14 protein-coding genes are annotated in these 11,010 nt (G+C 38.8%); 3 read left to right on the top strand and 11 right to left on the bottom strand.

Annotated elements, in window-relative coordinates; all coding sequences use genetic code 11:
• Window positions 1–32: 32 nt before the first annotated feature.
• From CK510_RS34625 to prfB, 8 genes are all read right to left on the bottom strand, one after another.
• Complete coding sequence (locus tag CK510_RS34625) at window positions 33–155, bottom strand: DUF8629 family protein (RefSeq protein WP_095723097.1); 123 nt, start codon at window positions 153–155, stop codon at window positions 33–35.
• A gap of 471 nt (window positions 156–626) precedes the next feature.
• Complete coding sequence (locus tag CK510_RS18440; RefSeq protein WP_095723096.1) at window positions 627–1,517, bottom strand: aspartoacylase; 891 nt, start codon at window positions 1,515–1,517, stop codon at window positions 627–629.
• 164 nt (window positions 1,518–1,681) lie between these two features.
• On the bottom strand, window positions 1,682–2,458 hold the full coding sequence (locus CK510_RS18435) for an MBL fold metallo-hydrolase (protein ID WP_095723095.1): 777 nt from the start codon (window positions 2,456–2,458) through the stop codon (window positions 1,682–1,684).
• The gene (locus CK510_RS18430; RefSeq protein WP_095723098.1) at window positions 2,458–3,060 is read right to left on the bottom strand and encodes an anthranilate synthase component II; all 603 of its coding nucleotides are present in this window, start codon (window positions 3,058–3,060) and stop codon (window positions 2,458–2,460) included. The genes CK510_RS18435 and CK510_RS18430 overlap by 1 nt, the downstream gene beginning before the upstream one ends.
• 175 nt (window positions 3,061–3,235) lie before the next feature.
• Window positions 3,236–3,682: a diacylglycerol kinase family protein gene (locus CK510_RS18425; protein WP_095723094.1), complete on the bottom strand. Its 447-nt coding sequence runs from the start codon at window positions 3,680–3,682 to the stop codon at window positions 3,236–3,238.
• 217 nt (window positions 3,683–3,899) lie between these two features.
• A complete protein-coding gene (gene ybeY / locus CK510_RS18420) occupies window positions 3,900–4,418 on the bottom strand; it encodes an rRNA maturation RNase YbeY (RefSeq protein WP_095723093.1) in 519 nt (172 codons plus the stop codon).
• Window positions 4,419–4,480: 62 nt separating this feature from the next.
• Window positions 4,481–4,636, bottom strand: coding sequence for a DUF3285 domain-containing protein (locus CK510_RS18415; RefSeq protein WP_095723092.1), 156 nt, complete (start codon window positions 4,634–4,636; stop codon window positions 4,481–4,483).
• 201 nt (window positions 4,637–4,837) lie between these two features.
• Window positions 4,838–5,954, bottom strand: a protein-coding gene (gene prfB / locus CK510_RS18410) for a peptide chain release factor 2 (RefSeq protein WP_143289346.1) whose coding sequence is annotated in 2 segments (ribosomal slippage) — window positions 4,838–5,881 and window positions 5,883–5,954 — 1,116 coding nt in all. Because the reading frame shifts where the segments join, the coding sequence is not laid out codon by codon here.
• A gap of 59 nt (window positions 5,955–6,013) precedes the next feature.
• Here prfB and CK510_RS34030 point away from each other — a divergent pair.
• Entirely contained in the window at window positions 6,014–6,142 is a 129-nt protein-coding gene (locus CK510_RS34030) for a hypothetical protein (protein WP_281257054.1), read from the top strand.
• A gap of 68 nt (window positions 6,143–6,210) precedes the next feature.
• Here the strand turns inward: CK510_RS34030 and petJ are convergent, their stop codons facing one another.
• Window positions 6,211–6,573 carry a cytochrome c6 PetJ gene (petJ, locus tag CK510_RS18405; protein WP_095723090.1) on the bottom strand — a complete coding sequence of 121 codons (363 nt, stop codon included), beginning with the start codon at window positions 6,571–6,573 and terminating at the stop codon, window positions 6,211–6,213.
• A gap of 356 nt (window positions 6,574–6,929) precedes the next feature.
• Between petJ and CK510_RS18400 the strand changes: the two genes are divergently transcribed.
• Window positions 6,930–7,241, top strand: a complete 312-nt coding sequence (locus tag CK510_RS18400) for a threonine dehydratase (RefSeq protein ID WP_095723089.1) — start codon at window positions 6,930–6,932, stop codon at window positions 7,239–7,241.
• Window positions 7,242–7,688: 447 nt separating this feature from the next.
• On the opposite strand, the gene rbp is transcribed toward CK510_RS18400, so the two are convergent.
• Together rbp and CK510_RS18390 are read right to left on the bottom strand one after the other, a co-directional pair.
• Window positions 7,689–8,006, bottom strand: a complete 318-nt coding sequence (rbp, locus tag CK510_RS18395; RefSeq protein ID WP_095723088.1) for an RNA-binding regulator — start codon at window positions 8,004–8,006, stop codon at window positions 7,689–7,691.
• 288 nt (window positions 8,007–8,294) lie between these two features.
• Window positions 8,295–9,593, bottom strand: a complete 1,299-nt coding sequence (locus tag CK510_RS18390) for a serine hydrolase (protein WP_095723087.1) — start codon at window positions 9,591–9,593, stop codon at window positions 8,295–8,297.
• Window positions 9,594–10,228: 635 nt separating this feature from the next.
• Here CK510_RS18390 and CK510_RS18385 point away from each other — a divergent pair.
• Entirely contained in the window at window positions 10,229–10,897 is a 669-nt protein-coding gene (locus tag CK510_RS18385; RefSeq protein WP_095723086.1) for a hypothetical protein, read from the top strand.
• Window positions 10,898–11,010: the final 113 nt, after the last annotated feature.

Below are 11,010 nucleotides of genomic sequence, written 5' to 3'. Positions count from 1 at the left end.
GAGTAATTTTGTATACACCATAATTTCAATAATTAGTGTGCAGAGCCATTTCCGTGATAATTGTCCGAATCATAAAATCCGTTTTTTGTGCCAAAGAACAAACAAGCCATCGTGAAGACAACTGTTAATGCGACTAAGATTATCTTTACATCCATTGTTTTTGTTTCCTTTTCAGGGTAAGACTTTATTGATTTTATAAACAGCAACTCTGCTTTTAAAACAGTATTACTAACAAATCTTTACTATGGTTATTTTAACTAAGCAATGGGTTAACCTACCAGAACCAAGTCAAATTGTAAAACTTTTCTGGTAGTCTGTCCATCCACTAAAGTAACAAAAAGAATCAGCATCAATCTCTCAATCATGAGAACTCTTGTGGTATGGGTATCCCTACCCGCTCTAAGTATATGACCTGTGTGGTTTTTCGCTTAGAGTAAGCCACAAAATAAATGATCCTGTGTTGTCATGCTGAGGAACGTTCGCGTAGCGTGTCCCCTTGGGACTCAGCATCTGTATGAGATTCTACCCTTCGGGAACGCGTTCGCGCAGCGTGTCGCTTTGCGACTCAGCGCGAACGTTCCTCAGAATGACATTGGGCATTTCTTTATGTGGAGTTCGCTTACTAATTATCGAAGTTTGATTTCAGAAATTTGAGTTACACACATTGCAGTTCCTTTTTCGTAATAAGCTGCTTCGTTAATGAAAACAGGATATATAGTTGATTCACCTTGGTAAACAATATCTTCACCTAAGAATGTCAAAAACATCGGTTCCCCAGCATTGAGGGGTTGATAATCTTGAAATTGCAACCCAGGATGAATCATTGCCCGAATTTCTCCCGACTCATTTCTGGGATAATCGATAGTGTTGGTAACTTCGTAAAATTTAAGTATGTTATTTGCAAGATTAACAATTCCTTGGTTATAAGTCTCCACAAAATCAAGGATTGCATATATTAGCGCTTCAGTTTGCTGAAATAAATTTGCATCTAATATTCCTTGGGCAACAGCACCAACTTCGACAGTACAACCAAACTCCGAAATCGAGTCTAGATGAGGGTTATCCTCATATTGAGTTATGGAATAAAGTATTTTTATTTCTGGATTTATTGAGACAAGGTAAGCTGATAACTCTAAATGAAAGCGATTTAAATTTGGTAAAATAACAGTTAAACCCATATTAGAGGTTGTGCTGTGTAAATCGATGACAAAATCAGCTTGTTTTTCACCACCAGTTCCATAAATGCGAGATATTTCCTTGGCACGTTGTGCTTCATAAGTCGATAAATTTGGATTTTCTAAATCTTGACGAGTAAAACATCGATTCAAGTCGGTTTCATAATATCGCTTACCAATTGCGTATGCTTTTGGATTAGCAAAAAACGTCACAGTTTCAAAACTTGGACGTTGAATTAAATGTGGTAAAGACTCGAATTTTTTAATTAAATATATTCCCGTTAGTTCATTTCCGTGGGTTCCCCCAAAAATCGCAACACGGTTAATTTTATTTGAACTCATAATAAAAAATAATTTTAATTTTGGTTCATCAGACGACAAGATTAAAGTCTAGGAAATTCCAGAAAATAAAATATCCCAACTATCGATTTATCAATCGTACCATTCGTAAGTTCGGGTGGGGATACCCCACCCCTACAATGGAATGTATTGATGTATGAATCAATTTAAAACTTATAACTCATCACCTGAATTGCGGTAGTATCCGCTAAACTACGGGGATTTATCGAAATCGTATCACCATTACTACGCTGCACTTTCATTCCCTGCATCAAACCCAAAAATTCATCCACAGAGGAAATATCGCACTTGTCATCTGCTGCTTGAGTACGGTAATGGGTAGGAATTACGAGCTTTGGTTTGATTGCTTCCACTGCTTGCTTCGCTTCCTGGGCAGTATAACCCTTATTACCACCACCTACTGGTATAAAAGCAATATCAGGACGACCAAGACGACTAAATACCACTGTTTGTTCAAATGCAAGTGGTGCAGCAGGAACACCAAGATGGACAATATTTACTCCAGCTTGCTTCCAGCTCCAAGAAGTATTCATCCCAAACTGTTTACCACCTCTTCGATCGTGCGCGATCGCAGAACCTTGAAAATCTAAACCCTTGTATTTATAAATACCAGATTCATAAATTAATTTTGGGTTTCCTGGTAAACCTTCAACCGCACCTTCATCAAGCAACTGACTGCTAATTAACACCACATCAGATACAACTTTAGGCGATCGATACTTTGCAGTACAGCCCAACGTCCGAAATGGATTAACCAAAACCCTAGCACCACCACCAGTAAACAGAAAGCAAGTATGACCCAACCACTGAACCGATAATGAACCACTAGATTGTGCATCTGCCTTTTGTTCGGAACCAAAGGTAGAAATTAACGCCGTGGCTAACCCTAAGCCAGCATAACCCATTAACTCTCGTCGTTTCATTAATTTTCTCTCGCCTGTAATTGTTCCAGAAAATTACGCAGTAATTGTTTACCTGAAGTAGTCAGGATACTCTCTGGATGAAATTGGACACCTTCAATATGAGGAAAGTTCCGATGACGCACCCCCATAATTGTGCCATCCTCAACCCATGCGGTTATCTCTAACACATCAGGACAAGAATCCCGGTCTATGATTAAACTGTGATAACGGGTTGCAGTCATCGGATTATCGATTCCTCGAAAAACACCAACCCCAGTATGAGACACTTGCGAAGTTTTACCATGCATCAACTCAGGGGCAGAAACAATTCTACCGCCAAATACCTGACCAATACTCTGATGACCCAAACATACCCCCAAAATGGGCAAATTTTCCCCTAATTGCTCGATAATAGCTAGGGAGATACCTGCGGACTCAGGACGACCAGGACCAGGTGAAATTGCGATCGCATCAGGTTTGAGAGCGCGAATTTCTTCTATAGATATTTTGTCATTACGAAAAACTTTAATCTCAGCCGCAATCGGAAAATCTACCGTTAATTCCCCTAAGTACTGCACTAAGTTATATGTAAAACTGTCGTAGTTATCGATGACTATAAGCACTGTAGTAATCACTCCCGTGTGTGAATCCAGTCGATCCACTGATGTTTGATTCTCACAGGATTTTACTAGTAGTCAAAGTCATCTTGATACTATTTGGGATTTTTTATTTAGTTATTGGTTATTAGGCATTGGGCATTATTTATTACCCAGGATGAAAGACACAGAACTAGATTATCTATAAAATTAACGCAAAAAAAGCAGGTAGTAAAAGTGTCGCAGCTACCAGTACCGCAACCAAAGCGGAAACCAACACAGCACCAGCAGCACAGTCTTTGGCTATTTTTGCCAATTCATGATAAGTCTGCTTTACAGTCAGGTCAACAATTGATTCGATCGCAGTATTCACCAATTCCAATGCTAAAACTAAACCACTGGTAATTCCAATTACGGCTATTTCCACCGACTCTAATTGCAAAAAAATTCCCAAGCTAATTGCCAGAGCGCAAACTGAAACATGGATGCGAAAATTTCGCTGCGTCTTAAAAGCGTAACTGATCCCAGCCCAAGCATATTTAAAGCTAACGAATATGTTCGAGGCTACCTTCCAGGATAACTTGCGCTCTTGCGAAAGAAGAGGTTCTAAAGCATTATGCTCTGGTGGTGGTGATAGTTGTTGTGACATAGGCACCAATTAGGTTGGAGTAGGAATTTAATTAGGAATTTAAGTAGAAATGCAAGTAGAGCAGTAGAGTATTTTCTATATCACAGCCGCTAATGGCAGTAAAAACCTGATGATAGCTTTATTTTTTTCTACAGGAGTATTATAAAAGCAGAATCGAAAAATTACAGTAAAGATAACGATGCTTTGTAAGAATCGCTACGCCAAAGCTGGAATAGTTCTAAAAATCTAGTATGTCAATAGAAATACCTATTGTCCTCAGCAATTTCACTTGCTGTTCTAACATTCTACTCAGAGATTCATCGTCCGGATGGTCCCAGCCTAATAGGTGGAGTAAGCCATGTGCAGACAACCAAGCTAGTTCGGTTGACAACTGATGACCTTGCTGTTGAGCTTGTCGCGTCGCCGTATCTATAGAGACAATAATGTCACCTAGATACAAAGGAGTTGAATCAATTAAATGATCGAGTTGAGGAACATCAACTTCTAATTCCGCAAAAGCTAATACATCGGTTGGTTTATTTTGATGACGATATTGAGAATTTAACTCCTGAATTTCTGTATCATCAGTCAAGCGTAATCCAATTTCATAACTTGCAGCAGGTGGAAGATTTGCTTCTAGTTCTTGCAACCAACTTTTAAACCAATTATCCCAAGTCTCAGGTGAAACCCCAGGGTCTAAAATATCAGACTGGGAACGTTCTTTAAAAATATCCTCTACGTAAAGTTCTACTAGCACTTTACCTCACACAATCTATTTGCACAGGGAAGAATTCTTTTGATAATTTTTATTCAGGTTTTTTAGCGAGTCAGGTAAGCTAGTCCCACTAAAGCGGCTAATATACCCACTGTGGTGAGAGCAAAGTGCTTTAGCGATGTTAGGCGTTTTTGCACCATATTTCGCATGGCAAGTTTGACATAACTTGGTTTTGGCTCGGTAGAGGGGGAATTACTCATAATTATTTAATAATGATTTGATGACAAACCCTTTTAACACTGTAACAGTTAGTCGAAAGTAAACATGCCATCCTGGCAACAGTGGGGTATTGGGAAGGGGAATAAAATAAAGATTTTGCTCACGCGGAGTCGCAGAGTCGCAGAGAGTAAGAGTTTTAGATACCAATGCCCAATGCCCAATGCCCAATTCCCAATTCCCAATTAAACAGTCTCAACCAACTGATTTTCTTGACGTAGGTAGGATTGAATAAATGGGTCGAGTTCACCGTTTACCACGTCGTTGATAGCTGTGGTTTCTAAATTGGTGCGTAAATCCTTGACCAATTGGTAGGGATGGAAGACATAGTTACGGATTTGATTACCCCAAGATGCTTCAGCAACGTCGCCGCGAATTTCGGCAATTTCCTTGGCACGTTGTTGTCTGGCAATTACCAGTAGTTTAGCTTTTAAACGGGTAAGGGCTTTGTCTTTATTTTGTAGTTGGCTACGTTCTTCGGTACAGCGCACGGCAAGACCTGTTGGTAGGTGAACTATACGCACTGCTGTTTCTACTTTGTTGACATTTTGCCCACCTTTACCACCTGCTCTGGATGTGGTTATTTCCAAATCTTTATCTGGAATATTTAATTGGACGCTGCTATCAATTTGTGGCATGACTTCTACCCCCGCAAAGCTTGTTTGTCGCTTCCCGTTGGCGTTAAAAGGTGAAATTCGTACTAAACGGTGAGTACCCATTTCCGAACGTAGATAACCGTAAGCATAGCGTCCAGTTATTTCTATGGTTACAGATTTAATTCCGGCTTCGTCACCTTCTGATTCTTCTACTAGTGTGACTTTGTAGTTGTGTTTTTCTGCCCAACGGGTGTACATTCGCAGTAACATTTCTGCCCAGTCTTGGGCATCCGTACCACCAGCGCCAGCATTAATTGATAAGACCGCTCCTTCTTTGTCGTAGGGACCAGAGAGCAGTTGTTCTAATTCCCACTGATCGAGTTCGTGATTTAGGGTTGTGATAGTTAATTCAGCTTCTTTGAGCAATCCTTCGTCGGATTCTAATTCCAACAGTTCAAACACTGCTTTGCTGTCTTCTAGTTGCGATCGCCATTGTTGGTACTGTGAAAAGTGTACTTTGAGTTCGTCAAGTTCCTGCATTATTTTTTGTGCCTGAATTTGATCGTCCCAAAAATCAGACTGTGCGGAAACTTGCTCTAAATCTCGAATTTTGGCTGTGAGTGCAGGTACGTCAAAGATAGTCCTGAGTTTTACCCAGGCGACGAGATAACATTTCAATTTCGCGTTTGAGTTCTAAAACGTCCATAGAACCTATCTATAAATTGGTAGCAATACTAAATTTTACACGGAAATTGCTATTTGGGTATGGGGTATGGGACTATTGCGATCGCTCTATATTTTTCGGTTCTGTCAAAGTTTTCCTTATCTTTACAGAGTATTTACCGAGAATGTGGGGAAAAACTATACATAAATTTACCAATGCGATCGCAATAACGAAACCTGTCCAGTTCCCTCCCCTTAATAAGCGGAGGGTTAGGGTGGGGTTCTATATTTTAGATTAATCAAAAATGCCAGTCATGTTCAGCTTGCTGTAAAACGTATGTGGCTACATCTTGAATTTCCCGTGGGGTTAATTTGTCTTTGTATGCCGACATATTATTTTTCCCATTAGTGACTATTTCTGCGATCGCTTCTATTGAATTCATCCCATATTTCTTTAAAGCATTAATTTTTAAATTTTTACCGCGTCTGATAATATTATTCCCATTCAGATGACAACCTGCACAATTATTTTCAAATAATTTGACAGCATTAGTTTGATTGTTTGCTGAATTAGCAGCAGATGCTGGTTGATTATTCATAACTATCAAACATAGTAATAATGTTAAAAGTAAAGTTAATATTTTTCTCGATTTTATTCTCATTTTATCTTGGGGAATAGGGTAGGGATTGAAGACTTCAGGAGATACACTAGAACAAAAGGCAGAAGGAATATTACATATAATATTGGCTTTTCAGGTATTTTTGTTATATTGATTTCCGCCAAGCTGTATTAGCTATTTGTGTTACAATGGGAGGTAATAATGATGGCTTGAGATTTTTGATAATTATCATAATCTGCTTAAATAAATCAAAATAGTAATGTATTGTAGTAAGTTGGAATCAAGCCATTAGTATTCTCAAAATCTACGATCGCAATACATCTATTGGCAGAGCATATCGACAATCATCCATATCAATATGGAATTAATAATAATTATAAATTATTGAGGGAACTGCTATGTCTGGAATATTTCAAATTATTCGGAACTTTTTTCTGCGGGTTGGAGGCTTTTTTTCGGTTTTTTTCGGTTTTATTGCTAATTCTATCAAAAATTTATTCGCTGCTTTTGCTAGGCTCTTTGGACTTACTCAGTCTGATTATTTCTTGGAATCTAACGAAGCGCAAGGTACAGGACGGATTGAAGCAAAACAGCAAATTGAAAAGAAGCAAAATAATATTCCTGAAACTCCTACCCCTAACCGTCGTCGTGCTAATGCCAAAGTTGATGATTACTTTCTCAACATGGCTCGTGAAGTCAAAAAGGACTAACACAATTCGTGATGCAATAATGGGGTGAGGACAGCGAGGGATTTCCCAAAGGCTAGTTACTGTAAGAGCATGTTTGAAAAGTTTTAGGATGTATAAATTGTCATTCTGACTGGAGCTTTGCGGAACGTACGCGCTACGCGTTGCCGCAGGCTAGAATCTAGAGTTTAGCCTACGTACTGAGATGCTGAGTCCCAAGGGGACACGCTACGCGAACGTTCCTCAGCATGACATAGAAGGAGACTTTTCAAACACCCTCTAAGGTATGGCTTTCAGATTATCCCACCCTGTTTTTCTCAACACATCACCAGCAAGTTTAGTGGTTGGTGGTTGAAATGAAGCAAAAGCACCATAATTAATATTTTATTTATAAACATGAGTCTAAAATCAGCACCAAAAAAGGTGGACTTTTGTCCACCTTTTCTAATTAGCTAATACTAGGTTCTAGAACTAGTATCCACCTGAATAACCGCCGCCACCACTGTTTCCGCCGCGTCTGCCACCACCGAAGGAGCCACCACCTTCAGTTTTGGGCTTTGCTTTATTAACTTTCAAGCTACGACCCATCCATTCTGCGGTGTCGAGAGCTTCGATTGCCGCAGCTTCTTCAGCTTCGCTTGACATTTCTACAAATGCGAAACCTCTTAACCGTCCAGTTTCTCGGTCTTTAGGCAGTTGAGCACTTTTAACAGTTCCATATTCAGCAAAAATATGTCTGAGGTCACTTTCTTCAACCTCATAGGATAAATTACCAACGTAGATAGACATTAAGACATCTCCGAAATTGTAGGATTTACAGATTTTGGTTCGGAGAGGTCTGCAATAAATAATAAAAACAAACTGTGCAACCGAATTTAATCTTTTATATAGTCACACTAACACAAAAATCAACTATGCTCCATAAAACATATCTTCTTGATGCCAGCTATTTAAAAGTACTCCCCAGGACTCTCACCAGAAAGATAGGCTAAATACAGGGTTTAGAAGCAAGGAGGAGCCTGGGGAGGAAGCTAGAAAATTATTTGGAACCGTAAACAAACTTTACCTTTTAGGGAATTAGCGATCGCGATTAATAACGGCTGATCCATCGCTAACCGTGTTCTTTTGTAAGTAATTATACACCCGACGAGACACTTCACGGACAAAAGCTCCGGCTCTGGGATCGTGATTTGGTCTTTGTACCAAAACACCTGCTAAGTAGCTTTTACCGTTGGGCATGTCAATAATACCCGCATCACCAATAATAAATCTTAATGTACCTGTTTTGTGGGCAATGGTAGCTCCTTTACCAATCCCAGCAGGTAGTAAGGTGTTGGTTTTGACACGACGCATGATACCTAAAACTTGATTGCGACTGTTGGAGGATAGCAAACGATTGTTATGGACTAATGCAGCTAATCTGACTAAATCTTTGGAACTGGTTGTATTTTTGCCTGCGATGTCTGGCAGTTGATTCCGAACTGCTGTGTTTGGTAATCCCCAGTTCCGAAAACGTTGGTTCACTTTTGTTGTACCACCTAAGCGGTCGAGAACCATATTTGTTGCCGTATTGTCACTGATAATCATCATCAGGGTGGCAGTTTCGAGGACGCTAAATTTAGTACCGATGGGTTTATATTGCATAGTTCCCGATTCCCCAACTTTTAAATCCCGTCGCATCACTAGTTTATCTGTTAGTTTAATTCTGCCAGCATCAATTTCTTGAAAGAGTGCGACTAAGAGGGGAAATTTAATTGTACTGGCAGCAGCAAATCTTTTTTCACCATTAATATCTATATAATTACCAGTTTGTAAGTCTAGAAAAAATATACCGGGATTCAATGATTTATAACTTGCTAATAATCCACGAATTTGAGAACTGATACCCGACATTTCTTGACCAAGATTAACCACTCCTGCAAAGGTCGAAGAATCTGTTGGTTGAATAGTGATGTCTTCTCTATTTTCACCATTCATATTACTATTCTGTTTGTCAAACGAGTTGAATTTGACAATCCAATGGGTGCGGGAATCTCCTTTGATAGATAAGTTTCGGGCAGCAATATGATATCCAGGAGCTAGTTCTACAACAAAACGAGTTGTTTTTCTATCTGGTTCTCCAATCCGGATTTCTTTGACTGCATTACCAAAGCTTTTTTTGACGGTATCGGAGTTTAAATCAGTTTCAGGTAAGTCAATTACCAATCGGCTGGGATTCTCTAATACAAAAGCTTTTGGTTGAACTTCAGAAGTAGTAGTTAGGTGTAATTGATTTTGGTTAGAGTCAAAGTACCAAGATTGTAGTTGTGAAGCGTTAACTTCTCCTGCTGCTAGAACTAAACTGCTTAAACTGATAGCAAGTAAATGTGATTTCATATTATGATTGTACTTGTGTGAGTGCGGAGTCAATAATCAACTTTACCTTAGATTTTCTTCTGGGTATTTGGTTGAGTTTCCGGACAAAAAGTCATAAATTCTAGTTATTCATTTTGATTTTTCATCCAATTTGGAATTATAAAAGCACCACAAGTCATCACGATTTACCAATATAAAATCGCTGATAGTTTTGTTGATAATGTTAGTAGTTGAATCTTTGCGACGAGCAGATGATTCATAATGTTTCCAATTTATCTACAGTGTTCTAGATAATAGCTACCCCAATATGAAAAATAAAACTGTCATTGAAACGTGAAAATGCTACATCTCTTCAATCCTGGTTTTTTATAGTCGATTCGCAATCAGATGGGTATTTATTACACGTAGTAATAAATACTACTGCAAGCACTAAGCATTAGCAAGAATCTGATAGAACCGATTCTGGGAATATTGAGAGATATTAAATTGCAAAATTAGAAAAATGTACAGATAAATACTAAACGAATCCACCAATTGTTAAATTTTTGACATATCCAGAGAAAAAGAAGTATTTTTTCTGACACTTAAACAGTAGTTGATGATAGAATCGAGCGGTTTATCTAGCAAAAAAAATACTAATAAGAGGTTGCGTAAAAATGGCAGAGCGAAAGAGACCTGCGACTAGAAAAAGTTCATCTGCTGTCAAAGCAATAGGGGTAAAAAAGAAGCAAGCAACTGCAAAAAAGACTGTATCTGTTACCGAACCAATCGAGTCAGAAAATAAAGCTAGTGTAATAAATGAAACAGAATCTACTTCTATGGATGTAGCAGATGAACAAGTAACAACCGCAGCAACTGAAACTGCCGCAACCGAGAAAACTAAAAAAACAACTTCGACGACAAAAGCAACTGCAACCAAAAAAGAGAAATTAACACCTGAAAATACGACTCTAGAGATAGCATCGGTAACTCAAGCTGTAAATTTAGAAAAGATAGAGGAAAAAATAGAAGAAAAAACAGCTTGCACACCCAATAATTCCCCACCTGCAACCAAAGAAATGGGGATGTTTTTACAAGACCCAACTTTGTCAAAACTTCGGGATAACTATTTATTTCCTCTCGACAAAGATTATCTAGTCGGAACTAGTTCGAGTCGCTTTACAATTAGCGACACAAACGAAAAAGGGGAACCCGTTTTTACGACTCCAGATTGGTCGAAGCAAGAGGATTTGTCGTTTGAAAGTTTTCAGCAAAATGGTTTAGTAGATAATCCCGAATTTCATCAAGTTAACGTATTTGCGTATCCGCTCGGTAAATCGGGGTAGAAAAAAAATCAGAATGTAAATTGGTACAGACTGCATTATAGAACCCATTTGATATCTCAAGAGGAGGCTAATCTGCGTAGTAAGAGTCGGAGAAAGCAAAGATGAATTTTGGT

Source organism: Brunnivagina elsteri CCALA 953, from assembly GCF_002289455.1.
Classification (GTDB): Bacteria; Cyanobacteriota; Cyanobacteriia; order Cyanobacteriales; family Nostocaceae; genus Brunnivagina; species Brunnivagina elsteri.
The sequence above is the reverse complement of the archived record's forward strand: the minus strand, read 5'-3'. Positions and strand labels throughout refer to the sequence as shown.

Excerpts from the sequence above, each read along its gene's own strand:
- CK510_RS34625 (WP_095723097.1), bottom strand. The coding sequence starts at position 155 with ATGGATGTAAAGATAATCTTAGTCGCATTAACAGTTGTCTTCACGATG.
- CK510_RS18440 (WP_095723096.1), bottom strand. The coding sequence starts at position 1,517 with ATGAGTTCAAATAAAATTAACCGTGTTGCGATTTTTGGGGGAACCCAC.
- CK510_RS18435 (WP_095723095.1), bottom strand. The coding sequence starts at position 2,458 with ATGAAACGACGAGAGTTAATGGGTTATGCTGGCTTAGGGTTAGCCACG.
- CK510_RS18425 (WP_095723094.1), bottom strand. The coding sequence starts at position 3,682 with ATGTCACAACAACTATCACCACCACCAGAGCATAATGCTTTAGAACCT.
- CK510_RS18415 (WP_095723092.1), bottom strand. The coding sequence starts at position 4,636 with ATGAGTAATTCCCCCTCTACCGAGCCAAAACCAAGTTATGTCAAACTT.
- CK510_RS34030 (WP_281257054.1), top strand. The coding sequence starts at position 6,014 with ATGGGGTATGGGACTATTGCGATCGCTCTATATTTTTCGGTTCTGTCA.
- petJ (WP_095723090.1), bottom strand. The coding sequence starts at position 6,573 with ATGAGAATAAAATCGAGAAAAATATTAACTTTACTTTTAACATTATTA.
- CK510_RS18400 (WP_095723089.1), top strand. The coding sequence starts at position 6,930 with ATGTCTGGAATATTTCAAATTATTCGGAACTTTTTTCTGCGGGTTGGA.
- rbp (WP_095723088.1), bottom strand. The coding sequence starts at position 8,006 with ATGTCTATCTACGTTGGTAATTTATCCTATGAGGTTGAAGAAAGTGAC.
- CK510_RS18390 (WP_095723087.1), bottom strand. The coding sequence starts at position 9,593 with ATGAAATCACATTTACTTGCTATCAGTTTAAGCAGTTTAGTTCTAGCA.
- CK510_RS18385 (WP_095723086.1), top strand. The coding sequence starts at position 10,229 with ATGGCAGAGCGAAAGAGACCTGCGACTAGAAAAAGTTCATCTGCTGTC.